The organism is Mycobacterium sp. 1245801.1 (assembly GCF_001673055.1).
Classification (GTDB): Bacteria; Actinomycetota; Actinomycetes; order Mycobacteriales; family Mycobacteriaceae; genus Mycobacterium; species Mycobacterium europaeum_A.
Genome location: NZ_LZKY01000151.1, coordinates 1 through 16,551, shown reverse-complemented (window position 1 = coordinate 16,551; position 16,551 = coordinate 1). Strand labels below are relative to the sequence as shown.

Below are 16,551 nucleotides of genomic sequence, written 5' to 3'. Positions count from 1 at the left end.
GATGGCTGTGCCCGTCTACAAACGCATTCTCGACCTGTTCGAGGCCGAGGGCGTGAACACCCTGTTCGGCATCCCCGACCCGAACTTCGTGCACATGTTCGCCGAGGCGGACGCGCGGGGGTGGTCGGTGGTGGCTCCGCATCACGAACTGAGCGCCGGGTTCATGGCCGAGGCGGCGTCGCGCATGACCGGCAACCCCGGCCTGTGCATCGGCACGCTGGGCCCGGGCATGGCGAACATCGCCGGAGCGATCCAGTGCGCGCTGGTGGAGAACTCGCCGGTGATCTTCCTCGGCGGGCAGCGCGCCCGGGTGACCGAGCGCCGAGTGCGGCGCGGCCGCATCCAATTCGTCCAGCAGGAACCGCTTTTCACCGCGTCGGTGAAGTACAGCAGCTCGATCGAGTACGCCGACCAGACCGACGAGATCATCCACGAGGCCATCCGCAGGGCCATGTCCGGCACGCCCGGTCCGACCTACGTCGAGTTCCCGTCGCACGTCATCCTCGAGGAGCTCGACGTCGACGCCGCCCCGCCACCGTCGGCCTACCGGCTGGTCAACCAGGGCGCCGGCACCCGCGAAGTGGCCGAGGCCGTCAAGCTGATCCGGGCGGCGCAAAGCCCGATCCTGTTGGTCGGCCACGGCGTGCACACCTCCCGCACCCAGCAGCAGGTCAAGGAGCTCGCTGAGCTGATGGCGTGCCCGGTGATCCAGACCTCGGGCGGCACGTCCTACATCCCGGGTCTGCAGGAGCGCACGTTCCCCTACCTGTTCTCGCCCGCGGCCAACGAGGCCGTCGAGGAATCCGATTTGTGCGTCGCGCTGGGCACCGAGCTCGGTGAGCCGATGCACTACGGCCGGACCCAGCACTGGGGCGCCAACAACGCGAACCGCAAGTGGGTGTACGTGGAGCAGGATCCGGCCGCCATCGGCGTCAACCGCCCGGTCGACGTGGCGCTGGTCGGCGATCTGCGTGGTGTGGTGCCGCAGCTGGTGGACGCGCTCAAGGATGCCCCGCGCAAGCCCGCGCCGGAGCTACAGGCTCTGGTCGAAAAGGATGCGAAAGAGCTTGCGGAGGTGGCCGAGTCGGCGCCGTCCGGCCGCTCACCGATCCACCCGGCCCGCTACGTCGTCGAGGCCACCAAGGCGTTCAACGAACTCGACGACGGCATTCTCGTGCGCGACGGCGGCGCGACGGTGATCTTCCAGTGGACCTACTCGCAGTCCAAGCCGCGCGACGTGATCTGGAACCAGAACTTCGGCCACTTGGGCACCGGCCTGCCCTACGCCGTCGGGGCGTCGGTCGCCGAGGGTGGCAAGCGCCCGGTGATGCTGCTGACCAGCGATTCGGCGTTTCTGTTCCACATCGCCGAGCTGGAAACCGCTGCGCGGCAGAATCTTCCGCTGGTGTGCGTGGTGGGCGTCGACCACCAGTGGGGCCTGGAGGTGGGCGTGTACAAGCGCACCTTTTCCCAGCCGTCGCCGCAGCCCGGTGTGCACTGGAGCAAGGACGTCCGGATGGACAAGGTCGCCGAGGGCTTCGGCTGCCACGGTGAGTACGTCGAGAAGGAATCCGAGATCGGCCCGGCGATCGCCCGCGCCTACGCCAGTGGCAAAGTCGGCGTGGTGCACGTATGCATCGACCCGAAGGCCAATTCCGAGGAGATGCCCAAGTACGACCGATTCCGGACCTGGTACGCCGAAGGCACTCAGTAGGGCCCGCAGGAGAAAGAGGATCGATGTCATGCGCGAATACCTGAAGTTCTACATCGACGGACAGTGGGTCGACCCGGTGCGGCCCAACACTTTCGACGTGGAGAACCCGGCGACCGAGCAGGTGTCCGGGAAGATCTCGCTGGGGTCGGCCGCCGATGTCGACGTGGCGGTCAACGCCGCCCGGCGAGCCTTCACCGGCTGGTCGCAAAGCACCCGCGAACAGCGCCTGGACCTGTTGCAGGCGATCCTCGCCGAATACCAGAAGCGCGCGGACGATCTCGCGCAGGCGGTCACCGAGGAAATCGGCGCCCCGCCCTCGCTGGCCGCCGGGCCGCAGGTCTTCCTCGGGATCGGGCATCTGACCACGGCCATCGACGTGCTGAAGAACTTCCCGTTCTCCGAACAGAAGGGCGCGACCCTGATCGCCAAGGAGCCGATCGGCGTCTGCGGTTTGATCACACCCTGGAACTGGCCGATCAACCAGGTCGCGGTCAAGGTCTACCCGGCGCTGGCGACAGGCTGCACCGTCATTCTGAAACCGTCTGAGGTGGCGCCGTATTCGCCCTACATCTTCGCCGAGATCCTGGACGCCGCAGGCGTGCCGGCCGGGGTGTTCAACCTGATCAACGGCGACGGCGCAGGCGTGGGTGTGGCCCTGGCGAGCCATCCCGACATCGACATGGTGTCGTTCACCGGGTCCACCCGCGCCGGTGTCGAGGTCGCCCGGAACGCCGCGCCCACGATCAAGCGAGTCACCCAGGAACTCGGCGGCAAAAGCCCCAACATCGTCCTCGACGACGGTGGCTTCGCCGACGGCGTGCGGGCCGGCGTGGCCAACATGATGCCCAATTCCGGGCAGAGCTGTAACGCGCCGTCGCGCATGCTGGTGCCGAATTCCCGGATGGACGAGGCAATTAGCCTCGCGCGCGAAGCCGCCGAACAGATCGCGGTGGGCAACGGTGCGGCGACGGCGATCGGGCCGGTGGCGTCGAGGACTCAGTTCGAGAAGGTTCAGCGCCTGATCCAGCAGGGCGTCGACGAGGGCGCGACCGTGGTCGCGGGCGGCCCCGGCCGGCCGGCCGGACTGGACAAGGGTTACTACGTCAAGCCGACCGTCTTCGCGCACGTCACCAACGACATGACGATCGCCCGCGAGGAGATCTTCGGGCCGGTGCTGTGCATCCTCGGCTACGACGACCTCGACCACGCCGTCCAGATCGCCAACGACACCGAATACGGTCTGGCCGGCTTCGTGTCGGGGGCCGACCTGGACACCGCGCGCGAGGTCGCCCGCAAGATCCGCGCGGGTTGGGTGACGATCAACCACGCCTTCGACATGAACGCGCCGTTCGGCGGCTATAAGCGCAGCGGCAACGGTCGCGAGTGGAGCGAGTTCGGCTTCCACGAGTACCTGGAAGTCAAGAGCACCCTGGGCTACGCGCCCGACGAGGCCTGACGCGTCGGGCCGAAACCCGAACGCAGCACGACAGAAAACACCTCGCGTGTCCTCCACGTGATCCGGCGGGCCCGCCTCTAGGCTGGCTTGCTGAACTCAACAGGAGGGGCAGCGACGTATCGGCATCAACCATGGCGCCGGGCGAGATGGTAGTTACGGCGCGCTGACAGAAAGCACCGAGCCGGGCGGGTCCCACCCCGCACCGGCTCGTCGTTCTCGGCCCCGATGGGTCGCCCCCGTGCGCCGGGTCGGCCGGCTGGCGATCTGGGACCGGCCGGAGCGGGCCAGCGGAATCCCGGCACTCGACGGGCTGCGCGCGATCGCCGTCGCGCTGGTGCTCATCGGGCACGGCGGCATCCCCGGCGTCACAGGCGGATTCATCGGCGTCGACGTGTTTTTCGTACTCAGCGGTTTCCTGATCACCTCGTTGCTGCTGGACGAGTTGGGGCGCAGCGGTCGCATCGAGTTGACCGGCTTCTGGATTCGGCGCGCGCGACGATTGCTGCCCGCACTGGTGCTGATGGTGCTCACCGTGGCCGCGGCCCGCCAGCTGCTGCCCGACCGGTCGCTGACCGGCCTGCGCGACGACGCCATCGCCGCCTTCGTGTGGATGGCGAACTGGCGCTTCGTCGCCCAGAAGACGGACTACTTTACCCAGGGCGCCCCGCCCTCGCCGCTGCAGCACACCTGGTCCCTGGGGGTGGAGGAGCAGTACTACTTCGTGTGGCCGGTGTTGCTCATCGCGGTCACCCTGTTGCTCGCCGCGCGCGCGAGGCGGCACTCGCGCCGAGCCACGGTCGGCGGCGTGCGGTTCGCCACGTTCCTGATCGCCACCGTGGGCGCGCTGGCCTCCGCGGCGGCCGCGATCGTGATGACGTCGGACGGCACCCGCGACCGGATCTACTTCGGCACCGATACCCGCGCGCAGGCGTTGCTGGTGGGCGCGGCGTCGGCCGCCCTGCTGGTTCGGGACTGGCCGTCGATGAACCGCGGCTGGTGCATGATTCGCACCCGGTGGGGTCGTCGGGTGGCCCGAATCCTGCCGGTGCTCGGTCTGGTGGGACTGGCGGCGGCGACGCACTACGCCACCGGCGCCAGCGGCGAATTCCGGCACGGCTTGCTGATCGGGGTCGCGGTGGCGGCCGTGATCGTGATCGCACCGGTCGCGCTCGAGCAGCGCGGGCTCGTCGCCCGGTTGCTCGCGGTGCGCCCGCTGGTGTGGCTGGGCACCATCTCCTACGGCGTGTACCTGTGGCACTGGCCAATCTTCCTGGCGCTCAACGGCGAACGCACCGGGTGGACCGGGTTGCCGTTGTTCGCCGTGCGGTGCGGGGCCACGCTGGTGGCGGCCGCGGTGTCGTATTGGCTGCTCGAACAACCCATTCGGTGCTGGCGACCGGCACGGGTGCCGTTGCTGCCGCTGGCGGCCGCGACGGTGGCCAGCGCCGCCGCGGTGACGCTGTTGGTGGTTCCGGTGGGCACCGGGCCCGGTCTGCGTGAGGTCGGTCTGCCGCCCGGTGTCTCGGCGGTCGCGGCGGTCTCGCCGTCAGCGCCCGGCCCGAGCCGGCCCCGAGATGCCAACCGGCCGTTCACCGTCTCGGTGTTCGGGGACTCCATCGGGTGGACCTGGATGCACTACCTGCCTCCGACGCCGGGGTTTGCGTTTCTGGATCACACGGTCATCGGATGCAGCCTGGTGCGCGGCACTCCCTACCGCTACATCGGCCAGACCCTGGAACAACGGTCCGAGTGTGACGGCTGGCCGATCCGCTGGTCGAGGCAGGTCAGCCAGGACCAGCCGGACGTCGCGCTGCTGGTCATCGGCCGCTGGGAGACGGTGGACCGGGTCAACGAGGGGCAGTGGACCCACATCGGCGACCCGACCTTCGACGCCTACCTCAATGGTGAGCTCGAACGGGCGCTGACCATCGTCGGCGGCACCGGTGTCCACGTGGTGGTCGCCACCGTCCCGTACAGCCGGGGCGGGGAAAAGCCGGACGGCCGCCTGTATCCGGAGGACCAGCCGGATCGGGTCAACCTGTGGAATGCCATGTTGCGCAAGACCGTGAGCCACCATCCGAACGTCGCGATCCTCGATCTGAACAAGAAGCTGTGTCCCGACGGGGTCTACACCGCCAAGGTCGACGGCATCAAGGTGCGCAGCGACGGCGTCCACCTCACCCCCGAAGGGGTGAAGTGGCTGACGCCGTGGCTCGAGGAATCGCTGCGGTAGCCGCTAACCGCTTGTGCGGCAGCTGATTTCCATGCTGTCGCTATCGCGTACCTGGAAGTTGAAGCTCACGTAGCCGTTGTCGGGGTTGCGCACCCGGTCCAGATAGGGCGCCATGTCGGCCGAGCTGGCGTTGTCGGCGATCACCAGCACCCCGGGTGACAGGCGCGGTTCCAGCAGTTCGAGCACGGGCAGGTACAGGTCTTTCCAGCCGTCGAGTAGGACGAAGTCGACCGGTCCCGGCAATTCCGCCAGCGTGGACAGCGCATCGCCTTCGAGGATGGTGATGACGTCATCCAAGCCGGTCTCGGCGAACGTCTGCTTGGCTGCGGCGATCTTGGTGTCGCTCAGTTCGGTGGTCACCACCCGGCCGGTGCCGTTGTCGCGCACCGCGGCGGCCAGGTGTACGGCGGAAATGCCGAAGGACATACCGAATTCGACGACGGTGGCCGGGCGGGTGGCCCGGATCAGTGAATACAGCAGCCGGCCGGCTTCCGGTGTCACCGGAATGTAGAACTCGCTCATCGCATCGGCCCGCTCCTGCGCGGTCATCGGCCGATCGAAGGTGCCGCGCCGCTCGCGCAACAGCGACATCTGCTTCTTCGACTCGGCATACATGCGGTCGAGTACCGATGCGACCCGGGCATCCTGCAACGTTGTGGTCATGGCAACGAGCCTAGGCGTGCAGCCTGAGCGGGCGCTGGGAGTGCGGTGGCGGTTGTTACGCGTTTGACGAGCCTGCGACCACGGTGTCACTATGGACCCGCAAGCACCTCGGTAGGTGAGGCGTCTGCATGGATACAGGCCACTGACCCCGAACGTCGAGAGACGCCCCGGGTCAGGACAGCTCTTCCCGGACTAAGGGTTGAGCCCAAGTGGCTTCTGGACTGGGAGCGATCGCAAGCGCGGCGAAGCCGGGCGATGCGGGTCGCGACCATTGATCTGGGAGCGATCGCAAGCGCGGCGAAGCCGGGCGATGCGGGTCGCGACCATTGATTTGGGTCCGGATACGCCGTGCAGTGCCGAAGCTCCGTCGAGAGGGGTGCGACCCGCGGCGTGTGCCGCGGGCCATTCCTGCCTCTCTCGTTCAGGTGAACGTGGTGACACCCGCGTGTGTCTTGGCCGTGAGGAGGTGAGGGCGAGATGAGTCCCGGCGATAGTCCCTATCCGAAATCCGTCTTGTCCCGATCCGGTTCCGGCATTTCTTTCACCGCCTGACCCTCGCCTGGTCCCGCGCGGCTGAACCGCCATGCCGATGCCGATCGGTCCCTTCGGCAGGAGAAGATCATGGCTTTTGTTGTTACCCAACGTTTTTCCGTTGCGTCCAGGATGCGTGGACGGTCCATGCTGCGTGCTGGCAGGTTGGTGGCCAACAGGTTGCACCTGCGGGCCGGCCTGACGCCGCAGGAGCGGGCCAACCTGTACGTCTCGAGGATGCCCATCGCGGTGGTCACCGCGTCGCTGGGTGGCCACGCCTCGGGTTCCGACAGCAATCACCGCTGAACCACTGCCTCGGCGACGGGCGTCACAGCGCCGCCCGTCGCCGTCGGCGCGCTGAGTGCCGCAACCACGACCGTGTCCATCCGCTCCCTCCTGGCGCGAACCTGTTCGAGATAGCGAGGATTCGATGACTTCGATCCACACCGGCGGCGGTCGCCGGGCCCCGGCGCCTGGCCGGGCCCCTACCGCGCCGGAAAGCGCAGCCCCCGGCGCCGCAGGCGCTACCGTGCTGGATTCCGCGCACGCCGGCGACATCGTCGGCGCGTTCGGGCGCATCCGGCGCGACGGGACCGGCGCGTACCGGGCGTTCAGCGGACGCTGGCGGCGCCTGCGGACACTGGCGGTCATCACCGGTCCCGGACTGATCGTCATGGTGGGCGACAACGACGCCGGTGGCGTCGCCACCTACGCGCAGGCCGGCCAGAACTACGGCATGGGCCTGTTGTGGACGCTGGCGCTGCTGATTCCGGTGCTGTACGTCAACCAGGAGATGGTGCTGCGATTGGGCGCCGTGGCGCGGGTTGGCCACGCGCGCTTGATCTTCGAGCGGTTCGGCAAGTTCTGGGGCGCCTTCAGCGTCGGGGACCTGCTGATCCTCAACGCCTTGACCATCGTGACCGAATTCATCGGTGTGTCATTGGCTCTCGGCTTCCTGGGCTGCCCGAGGATCGTCGCCGTCCCGGCCGCCGCCGTGCTGCTGTTCGCCGTGGTGGCCGGCGGATCGTTCCGCCGCTGGGAAAGGTTGATGTTCCTGCTGATCGCGGTCAATGTGCTGATCATCCCGCTGGTGGCGCTGGTGCATCCGACCCCGAAAGTCACCGCCGCCGGCCTGATCCCGCAATTTCCCGGTGGGCTCAACTCGACGGTGCTGCTGCTGGTGGTGGCGATCGTGGGCACCACGGTCGCGCCATGGCAGCTGTTCTTCCAGCAGTCCAACGTGGTGGACAAGCGCATTACCGCCCGCTGGATCCCTTATGGCCGAGCGGATCTGGCCATCGGAATCGCCGTGGTGATGGTCGGTGCGACGGCGCTGATGGCGGTGGCGGCGTTCGGAATGGCCGGGACCGCCGACGCGGGTCACTTCACCGATGCGGGGGCGGTCGCCTCGGGGTTGTCCCAGCACCTGGGTCGAACGGTCGGGGTGCTGTTCGCCATCATCCTGCTGGATGCGTCGCTGATCGGCGCCAACGCCGTCGGGCTGGCGACCACCTATGCGGTCGGCGATGCCATGGGTAGGCGGCACTCGTTGCACTGGAAGATCAGCGAGGCCCCGCTGTTCTACGGGGGTTACGCGCTGCTGCTCGGGGTCTCGGCGGCGATCTCGTTCAGCCCCGATCACATCCTGGGCCTGGTGACCCAGGGTGTGCAGGCATTAGCCGGCGTGCTGCTTCCCTCGGCGACCGTCTTCCTGGTGCTGCTGTGCAACGATCGGGCGGTGTTGGGGCCGTGGGTTAACACGGTGCGGCAGAACATCATTGCGTGGACCATCGTGTGGTGTCTGGTGCTGCTCTCACTGGCATTGACGGCGACCACCTTCTTCCCCGGTCTCGCGACCGGCACCATCGAGGCGGGGCTGGCGGCCGGCGCGGTCCTCGGCATCGTCGGCGGCGCGGTGATGATCGTCGCCGGGCGGCGACACCGAAACCCGACCGAGGCGGAGGCCATCGTGCGCACCCTTGGGGGCGGCCTGGATCCAGGGGAGGTGGACGAACTCGAAGATGCCGCCTCGCTGAGGCGCGCCGAGCGGCGCGCGATGCTTCGCCAGGACCGCGCGAGCTGGCAGACCCCCAACCTCGCCTTGCTCGATCGGCCGGCGATGTCGCCGATGCGCCGGGCGGGGCTGTTCACCCTGCGGGGTTACCTGGTGGTGGCGGTCGCCTTCGTCATCATCAAGATCGTGCAGGCCGGCGTCGTCGGCCCGGCCGCGTCACTGTGAGTTGGTCGGCAGCAGAACGATTTTCCCGTGGGTGTGCCGCCGCTCGAGCTCGGCGTAGGCATCGGCGACCCGGTCCAGCGGGTAGGTCGCGGCGATGTCGAACTCGATGACGCCGGACACGATCAGCTCGGCCATCTCGGCGAGCACCTCGGGCGTCGAGGCGTCCATGCTGCCCTCGGTCTTGGCGCCCACTTCACCGGCCTTCTCGAAGGAGATGATGGTGTCGATCCGCTCGGGCGCCACGCCGAGGTCGACGGCCAGCTGGACGTAGTCCGGGCCGAAGAGATCGATGAAGGCGTCGATCCCGTCGGGCGCCGCCGCGCGCAGCCGCTCGGCGAGTCCGTCACCATAGGCGACCGGAATGACGCCACGCGAGCGCAGCCAGTCGGCGTTGCCCGGCCCCGCGATGCCGAGCACCCGGGCCTGACGCAACACCAGAAGCTGCACGACCAGGCTGCCCACCCCGCCAGCGGCGGCCGACACCGCGATCGTCTCGCCCCGTTGCGGCGCCACCGCGCGCACGGCCGCATAGGCCGTCGCACCGACCACGTAGAGCGAACCCGCTGCCTCCCAACCGAGTTGGGGAGGCTTGCGGATCAACTGCCCCACCGGAACCGCGGTGTGCGTGGCGTGGCTGGACCGGCGCATGCTGAACCCCAGCACCTCGTCGCCGACCGAGAACTCGGTGACACCGGCCCCCACGGCGGTGACGACGCCGGCGAGGTCGCTGCCCTGGCCGGAGGGAAAGGTAGCCGGGAAGATCTCGTGCATCGCCCCGGACCGGATGCCGGCCTCGCCGGGGTTGATCCCCGCGGCGCGCACTTCGACGACCACCTCACCCGGGCCGGGGGAGGGCATCTCGATGTCCGCCACGTACAACACCTCGCGCCCCCCGTACCGGTCGAACCGTACTGCGCGCGCCGCTGCGGCCGTCATACCGATCTCCTTCTGCGCGAGGATGCTGTCACCCCCGCCAGCATAGGCACGTCAAAGTGCTACCCCCGGGCGCCGAGTGGGCATATGTTCGTAGCAAGCCTGGGTTACACCACCATTTCGCCTGCGGTGTCGGGAGCCGCGGTGCAGGCCGGATACCGATGACACGTGGGAGGGACACGCGTGGGAGTTGATCGGATCGGCATCGCCGGCTGTGCCGTTGCCGTCATCGTGGCGGGGGCCGCGAGCGCCGGATGCGGTGGTGCCGACAAGGCCGCACCACCGTCTTCGAGTTCGCCCACGTCGACCAGTTCCAGCGCGGTCACCGGCCCGCCGTCGGGCCAGCCCTCGGATTACGGCTTCCTGTTGATCAAGCCGAACGACGTCGGTGGCGGTCTGACCGCGCCCCAGTCACCCATGCTCAACCCCAACAACGCGCCGGGAGTCGCGCAGCTGTTCGCCAACGCCGACAGCAGCCGCCGGTTGTGGGACACCATCGTGATCGCCGCCGACCCGTCGGCGGCAGCGGCCGAATTGGCCACCACCCAAGGCAGTTACAACGGCAAGGTGAGCGGGACCTGGGCACCGCTTGCCGTCGGCGCCAACGGGGTGACCATTGCGGGCACCTCACCGGACAACTCCCAGGCGATGACGGTGTTGGTCTTCACCGAAGGCAAGGCCCTGGTCACGCTGGAATTCGACAGCGCGCCCAACGATCCGCTCGATCCGGCGGTCGCCCTCGACATCGGTCGCAAGCAGGATGCCGCGATCAAACACGGGCTCCCCGGCTAGCTCAGGCGTCGTTACACCAGGCCCAGTAGGCCCAGATCCGCGACGTACTTGTCGATCAGCGCCGCCGACAGGTGTGGAATATCTTGGTCTGCACCGATTTTCGCGGCCCGCACGGCCGCACGGAACACGTCGGTGGGGGCCGGCGCGCCGCGCAATGGTGTCTCCGGCTTGCGGTACGCGTCCAGCAATGGCAGCACCGAATGCTGACGCTGCTTGTCCGGCAAGGCGCGGATGGCCGTCGTGAACCGGCTCAGCCATTCGTCGTAGTCGTCGATGCGCCGGATGTCGTGCCCGGCGGCGATCAGCCAGTCGACGAACACATCCAGTGAGACGCCGTCGTCGTGCGGGTTCATCACATCGAAGGACCGATACGTCCCGGAAGCCTCAGCGGCCGTGGCGATCTGCTCACCCAGCGTGGTTACGGCTTCGGCCACGAAGTCGGCGGGCAGCCCGTCGTAGTGGGCCACCGCCCGGTTTCCGTGTGGATCGGTCTGGTAGAAGGAGGCCGGCGCGATGCCGGTGATCAACAAGCTGAACAGCAACCGGGTGAACGCATCCGGCACGTTCAGCTGGCCGGCGTAGCGGCTGTGCGCCAGGATCATGTCGGACCGGAACACGGCGACCGGCAACCCGCACAGGTCGTGCGCCTCGCGCAGCAACACCTCGCCGGCCCACTTGCTGTTCGCGTAGCCGTTCGCGTAACTGTCGTCGACCGGCCGTAACGCGCTCACGGTGCGGATGTCACCATCCTCGGTGAACGTGGACGGATCGACCGACAGCGCCACCGCGACGGTCGACATGTACGTGACGGGTTTGATCCGGGTCGTCAAGGCCAGCCGAATCAGCTCGGCGGTGCCCACCACATTGGGGCCGAAGAGTTGGTCGTACGGCAGCACGTGGTTGACCAGAGCGGCCGGATGCACGATCAGGTCCACAGTTTGCGCGAGGCGCTCCCAGGTCGGCTGCGCCAACCCAAGTTTGGGTTCGCCGATATCGCCGACGATGACCTCGAGGTGGTCGGCGGCCAGGGCGCGGAACCGCTCCAGCAAGTGCGGATCTCCGCTGTCGAAGACACCCTCCAGCCGTTTGGCGGCGGCCGAGGCGTCCGCGGCGCGGATGATGGAGATCAGTTTTCCGCCGGTTCCGGCTAGCCGCTCGAGCCACTCCAGGAGCAGGAAGCGCCCGAGATAACCATTGGCGCCGGTCAGCAGGACGGTGTGCGGTGTGCCGGTCACGTGCGGCAGCGTCGGGGCGGCGGCCAGGGTGGTGGCGTCGATGAACTTGTCCAGCGTGAGGTCCGCGGCGTAGACCTGCGTCGCGCCCTGCCCGTGCACCGTGGCGAACGTCGGCCGCCGGGAGCCCGATTCACGCTCGGCCTCAACGTATTTCGCGAGCTGACCCAGATCGGTCGCCGGTCCGGTGATCATTCCTACCGGCACCTCGACGTCGAAGATGTCGCGCAACAGGTTGGAAAACGTGAGCGCCGACAGGGAATCGCCGCCGAGCTCGATGAACAGAGCGTCGGGCGACGGCGGACCGCCGGCCAGGCCCAGCAGCGCCTCGGCGGCGCGGGTGAGAGTGACGATCACCGGGCGCTCGGCCGCGCCTTCGCGCAACGCGCGCAGTTCGGTCACCCGATTCTCGGCCAGCTCCGCGTACAGCTGTTCGAGCCGAGCACCGTAGTGCTCCTTGAGCTTTGGCCGCAACAGCTTGCCCACTCCGGACAGCAGGCCGTTGTCCTCGCTGAACCGCTCGGTCTCCACCAGGAAGTCGACGGGCACCTCGTAGGACTGCAGCTCGGCGAGTTTCGCCGTCTGGCGCAGGGATTCGCCGAGGGCGGCCTTGAGCCCGTCGGCGTCGCCGGCGAACCTCTGGGCGGCGTCGTCGGTCGGAACGACCACGGCCAGCAGATAGGGCCGTTCGCTGTTGCCGTAGATGAAGATCTGACGCACCAGAGCCGCGCTGGAGAACACCGCTTCCAGGCGCGCGACGGCGACGAACTCACCCTGGGCCAACTTCAGTACGTTGTTGCGGCGGTCGACATAGGCGAGCCGGCCCGGCTCCAGCTCGGCCATCACGTCACCGGTGCGGTAATAGCCGTCGGCGTCGAACGCCTTGGCGGTGACATCGGGTCGCTTGAAATATCCGGGCGTGGCGGTCAGCGACTTCACCAGCAATTCGCCTCGCGGATAAGGTTTGTCGGTGCGGAAATACCCCAACTCGGGCACATCGATGAGCTTGTAGTCCAGCACCGGGGGCTGGGTGATCCGCCCGTCCTTGGTCACCATGCCCACCTCGGTCAGGCCGTAGCCGTCGAGAACGTGGACGTCCAAACAGGTCTCGATGAAAGCGCGCATCTCTGCCGCCAGCGGCGCCGTGCCGCAGAACGCGGTCACCACGCGTCCACCAAGGACCTGCTCACGCAGCTCGGCTTGTGCCTGCGCCTCGGCGGCGGGCGTCTCGACGCCCGACAGCTCGAGTCGGTCGACCGCACTCTGGTAGCGCTGGTACAGCATCTCCGCCACCCGCGGCACCAGCCCCATTTCGGTGGGGCGCACCAGGTTCCAGTCGTCGAACAACGTCGACAGGTCGCTTTCCGGGACGAAATAACTCGTGCCGCCGGCCTGGAACGCCGTCGACAGCGGTATCCGGCCGCCCAGGTGATTCAGCGGCATGAAGTTCACATTGATGACCGGCGTGTCCGCGAAGTCGGGCATCAGTTCGGTGGTCCACAGCTTGCAGAGCATCCGCTCGGTGTACATGGCGCCCTTGGGCAATCCGGTGCTGCCCGACGTGTACATGATCATGGCCAGTCGCTCATCGGTGTCGCCGGTGAACATCGGCTCCGGTGGCAGGTTTCGTCCGCGCTCGATCACCTGCGCGAGCGTCTCGATGGTCACCGCGATGCCGGCGCCAGACAGCTTGGCCTGCGCGCGTTCGACGGCCTCGCGCTGGTCGTCGACCTCGGGCTGGTAGTCGAAGACCACCACCCGCCGCAACGACGAGCTGCCGAGCGCCGCGTCGACGGCGAGGTCGAGATAGCCGACACCGGCGGCCAATACGGACGGCTCGACCTCGTCGACGATCGGCTTCAGTCGTGACGGGGTCGTGTTGTGCTGCAGCGGCACGGCCACCAGCCCGAGATAGCCGCACACGAGATCGATGGTGAGGTATTCGGCGCTCGCGAAACCCACGGTGGCGACGAAGTCCCCGGGCGCCACGGGGTTGGTGGCGTCGTGACGCCATGCTGCGGCGATGGCGCGGACATCGGCCCACAGCTCGCGGTAGGTCATGGTGTCGAATCGGGGCAGTAGCTGCGCGCTGGTGCGGCCGGTGCCGGGGTCGGTGGTCAAGGAGCGGGCGCGCCAGCCCAGTGCGGGCCGCTCGGCATAACCCTGGGCGAAGATTTCCAGGATCTGCGGCAGCCGCAGACCGGGTTGGCGTGCCGCGCTCTGCAGGTCGGGTTCGGGCTTGGTGGTGCGGAACTCTTCGTCGCGGGCGTCCAGATCGCTGATGCGGTGGGCTACCTGCCGGCGCACCGCGCTGATCGGGCCTGTGGAGCTGCCTTTCGCGCGCTTCGCTTCATCGGTCATGGCCCGCCTCTCGTTCAGATCCAGTCGTCTACCGGAACGAACCCCCGCGGTGCAGGCTTCCGTTCAGCCGTTGTGACGGTTGTCACACGCGGGTGGAGAGGCGGGCGGTGCGGCTCAGGCCACGACCTGAATGGGGTCGCCGACATTCACCTCGTTGAAGTACCAGGCGGCGTTGTCGGGGCTGAGGTTGATGCAACCGTGGCTGACGTTGGCGTAGCCCTGGGAATCGACCGACCAGGGCGCCGAGTGCACGTAGACGCCGCTCCAGGTGACGCGAACGGCGTATGAGGCGGTGATCTTGTAACCCTCGGGGGAGCTCAGCGGGATGCCGATGGTCCGCGAGTCCATCACCACGGTGCGCTGCTTTTCCAGCGCGGTGAAACTGCCGATCGGGGTGGGCCGGCTGGGCTTGCCCATCGACGCCGGCATGGTGCGCAGCACCTCGCCGTCCCTACTCACCGTGAAGGTGTGCTTGGAGATGCTGGCGACGCCGAGCAGCGCTTCCCCGGTGTCGAAGCCGGTCGTCAGGGCCTGAATTCCCACCGAGACGTGGGTGTGGGCGGGCCAGTACTGATTCGGCACCCACTGCACCACGGAGTTGTGGATCCACTCGAAGTGCCCCGGGGTACCGCTGGGCGAGGTGACGTGGATCGACCGCTCGACGGCCGACCGATCGGCGACGGGGGCGGTGAACGTCACCACGACGGGGTGGGCCACCCCCACCAAGGCGCCGTTAGCGGGCAAAATCGAGGCAACTTCGGGGGTGGGTTGCGGTACCGGCACCGCGGCGGTGCCGCGACCGACCGGCGCGATCAGGCCTATCGCCGTGATCGCGACCATAACAAATAGATAACGAACGCCTCGGCGCATAGCGTCCACCCTTCGAGATGGTGCGATCAACACACGAACATCCTACTGGTTACCCACTGACCACCGGTTTCAGCAAACAATGACAGCTCGGTCCGCTCGCCACGGTCACGATCCGATCACCGATCGGGTTCAGTTGCGTCAGCAGCGCGGCCGGTGGGCATGGTGGCCGAGCGCCGTCCCGCGGGCCGGGCAGCGGACTCGGGCCGCACCTGCGTGAAAGCGGCACCGATACTTCGGTTCTCGCGGGATCGCGACGCCGAGCGGCCCGGATGTGTCGACCACTCGCCGCAACCCGGTGGCCGGCCGCACGCCGGACTTGCTTGGCCCGCCCGCCGGCAACGCGTTAGCCTCAGCGGATCGGTGCCCGAAGGCCGAGCCCGAATACGAGGGAGTGCGGATGCTCTTCCGTCAGCTGGAGTACTTCGTTGCGGTCGCTTCCGAGCGGCACTTCGCCCGGGCTGCCGAAAAGTGCTTCGTATCCCAGCCCGCGTTGTCGGCCTCGATCGCCAAGCTGGAACGGGAACTGAACGTCACGCTGATCAACCGCGGGCACAGCTTCGAGGGCCTCACGCCCGAAGGGGAGCGGTTGGTGGTGTGGGCCAGGCGGATTCTCGCCGAGCACGACGCCTTCAAATCCGAGGTGGACGCCGTGCGCTCGGGCATCACCGGGACGCTGCGGTTGGGGACCGTCCCCACCGCGTCCACGACGGCGTCGCTGGTGCTCTCGGCGTTCTGTTCGGCACACCCGTTGGTGAAGGTGCACATCCTTTCCCGGCTCGCCGCAAGCGAACTGTACCGGCGCCTGCGCGAATTCGAGCTCGATGCCGCCATCGTGCACGCGGCGCCCGACGAGGCGCACGACGTGAACTTGGTCCCGCTCTACCAGGAGCGCTACGTGCTGCTGGCGCCGGCGGACATGGTGGGATCCGGTGCGGCGACGATGAACTGGGCGCAGGCCGCGCAAATGCCGTTGGCGTTGCTCACGCCTGACATGCGCGATCGCCAGATCATCGACAAGGCCTTCGCCGACCATTCCATCGTCGTCAACCCGCAGGTCGAAACTGATTCTGTGGCATCGTTATTCGCGCAGGCATCGGCGGGCAACTGTGCGTCCATCGTGCCGCACACGTGGCTGTGGACGTCGCCGCTGGGCAGCGACATCCGGGCGGTGGAAATGGTTGATCCGGTGCTCAAAGCTGATGTCGCCCTGGCCACCAACTCCACCGGGCCCGGGACGCCGATCGCCCGCGCGCTGGCCACCTCCGCCGGACAGCTGGCGCTGGACGAGTTCTTCGACGCGCAGCTGTTAGGGCTTACCCGCCGGCGTTGACCGCCGCAGGCGGTGTCGCCGCGCTGGCCGAAGCGATCGGCGCCGGGGGGCCGTCGATCATCGACTGCGAACTCGACCCGGCGGCGGGGGTGGAGAGCGGACATCTGGCCAACCTGAACCCGGCCAGCGCGGCGACACCGCCTGCGGCGGTCAACGCCGGCGGGTAAGCCCTAACAGCTGCGCGTCGAAGAACTCGT

Annotated in this window: 11 protein-coding genes, 1 pseudogene and 1 riboswitch; of the genes and pseudogenes, 8 read left to right on the top strand and 4 right to left on the bottom strand. The window is 68.0% G+C overall.

From position 1 onward, the window contains the following. Position 1: 1 nt before the first annotated feature. The 3 genes from A5622_RS09000 to A5622_RS08990 all read left to right on the top strand — a co-directional run bounded on the left by A5622_RS09000 (position 2) and on the right by A5622_RS08990 (position 5,403). Positions 2–1,714 (top strand): thiamine pyrophosphate-binding protein, encoded by a 1,713-nt coding sequence (locus A5622_RS09000; protein ID WP_066877959.1) that lies wholly within the window; start codon positions 2–4, stop codon positions 1,712–1,714. Positions 1,715–1,742: 28 nt separating this feature from the next. After that, a complete protein-coding gene (locus tag A5622_RS08995; protein WP_066877957.1) occupies positions 1,743–3,170 on the top strand; it encodes an aldehyde dehydrogenase family protein in 1,428 nt (475 codons plus the stop codon). Between the two features lie 238 nt (positions 3,171–3,408). Beyond that, positions 3,409–5,403 carry an acyltransferase family protein gene (locus A5622_RS08990; RefSeq protein WP_066877955.1) on the top strand — a complete coding sequence of 665 codons (1,995 nt, stop codon included), beginning with the start codon at positions 3,409–3,411 and terminating at the stop codon, positions 5,401–5,403. A gap of 3 nt (positions 5,404–5,406) precedes the next feature. Here the strand turns inward: A5622_RS08990 and A5622_RS08985 are convergent, their stop codons facing one another. Next, the gene (locus A5622_RS08985) at positions 5,407–6,066 is read right to left on the bottom strand and encodes an O-methyltransferase (RefSeq protein ID WP_066877953.1); all 660 of its coding nucleotides are present in this window, start codon (positions 6,064–6,066) and stop codon (positions 5,407–5,409) included. Between the two features lie 100 nt (positions 6,067–6,166). Continuing rightward, a riboswitch (M-box (ykoK) riboswitch) is annotated at positions 6,167–6,449 on the top strand. Positions 6,450–6,687: 238 nt separating this feature from the next. On the opposite strand from A5622_RS08985, the gene A5622_RS29045 reads away from it, so the two are divergent. Both A5622_RS29045 and A5622_RS08980 read left to right on the top strand, forming a co-directional pair. Further along, on the top strand, positions 6,688–6,903 hold the full coding sequence (locus A5622_RS29045; RefSeq protein WP_156752899.1) for a hypothetical protein: 216 nt from the start codon (positions 6,688–6,690) through the stop codon (positions 6,901–6,903). A 124-nt stretch (positions 6,904–7,027) separates the two neighbouring features. After that, the gene (locus tag A5622_RS08980; RefSeq protein WP_066877952.1) at positions 7,028–8,836 is read left to right on the top strand and encodes an NRAMP family divalent metal transporter; all 1,809 of its coding nucleotides are present in this window, start codon (positions 7,028–7,030) and stop codon (positions 8,834–8,836) included. On the opposite strand, the gene A5622_RS08975 is transcribed toward A5622_RS08980, so the two are convergent. Continuing rightward, positions 8,828–9,772: an NADP-dependent oxidoreductase gene (locus A5622_RS08975; RefSeq protein WP_066865341.1), complete on the bottom strand. Its 945-nt coding sequence runs from the start codon at positions 9,770–9,772 to the stop codon at positions 8,828–8,830. The genes A5622_RS08980 and A5622_RS08975 overlap by 9 nt on opposite strands. A 180-nt stretch (positions 9,773–9,952) precedes the next feature. On the opposite strand from A5622_RS08975, the gene A5622_RS08970 reads away from it, so the two are divergent. Continuing rightward, complete coding sequence (locus A5622_RS08970) at positions 9,953–10,561, top strand: hypothetical protein (RefSeq protein WP_066877950.1); 609 nt, start codon at positions 9,953–9,955, stop codon at positions 10,559–10,561. 11 nt (positions 10,562–10,572) lie between these two features. Here the strand turns inward: A5622_RS08970 and car are convergent, their stop codons facing one another. Both car and A5622_RS08960 read right to left on the bottom strand, forming a co-directional pair. Continuing rightward, the gene (gene car / locus A5622_RS08965) at positions 10,573–14,154 is read right to left on the bottom strand and encodes a carboxylic acid reductase (RefSeq protein WP_304441478.1); all 3,582 of its coding nucleotides are present in this window, start codon (positions 14,152–14,154) and stop codon (positions 10,573–10,575) included. A 114-nt stretch (positions 14,155–14,268) separates the two neighbouring features. Continuing rightward, entirely contained in the window at positions 14,269–15,024 is a 756-nt protein-coding gene (locus A5622_RS08960) for a L,D-transpeptidase family protein (RefSeq protein ID WP_066877948.1), read from the bottom strand. Between the two features lie 397 nt (positions 15,025–15,421). Here A5622_RS08960 and A5622_RS08955 point away from each other — a divergent pair, with 397 nt between their 5' ends. Then, on the top strand, positions 15,422–16,354 hold the full coding sequence (locus tag A5622_RS08955) for a LysR family transcriptional regulator (protein WP_066877984.1): 933 nt from the start codon (positions 15,422–15,424) through the stop codon (positions 16,352–16,354). Between the two features lie 17 nt (positions 16,355–16,371). After that, positions 16,372–16,521, top strand: a pseudogene (locus A5622_RS29040) (hypothetical protein); the annotation flags it as partial. Positions 16,522–16,551 lie beyond the last annotated feature (30 nt).

Coding starts and splice junctions, on each gene's coding strand:
- A5622_RS09000 (WP_066877959.1), top strand. CDS start 2: ATGGCTGTGCCCGTCTACAAACGCATTCTCGACCTGTTCGAGGCCGAG.
- A5622_RS08995 (WP_066877957.1), top strand. CDS start 1,743: ATGCGCGAATACCTGAAGTTCTACATCGACGGACAGTGGGTCGACCCG.
- A5622_RS08985 (WP_066877953.1), bottom strand. CDS start 6,066: ATGACCACAACGTTGCAGGATGCCCGGGTCGCATCGGTACTCGACCGC.
- A5622_RS29045 (WP_156752899.1), top strand. CDS start 6,688: ATGGCTTTTGTTGTTACCCAACGTTTTTCCGTTGCGTCCAGGATGCGT.
- A5622_RS08980 (WP_066877952.1), top strand. CDS start 7,028: ATGACTTCGATCCACACCGGCGGCGGTCGCCGGGCCCCGGCGCCTGGC.
- A5622_RS08975 (WP_066865341.1), bottom strand. CDS start 9,772: ATGACGGCCGCAGCGGCGCGCGCAGTACGGTTCGACCGGTACGGGGGG.
- car (WP_304441478.1), bottom strand. CDS start 14,154: ATGACCGATGAAGCGAAGCGCGCGAAAGGCAGCTCCACAGGCCCGATC.
- A5622_RS08960 (WP_066877948.1), bottom strand. CDS start 15,024: ATGCGCCGAGGCGTTCGTTATCTATTTGTTATGGTCGCGATCACGGCG.
- A5622_RS08955 (WP_066877984.1), top strand. CDS start 15,422: ATGCTCTTCCGTCAGCTGGAGTACTTCGTTGCGGTCGCTTCCGAGCGG.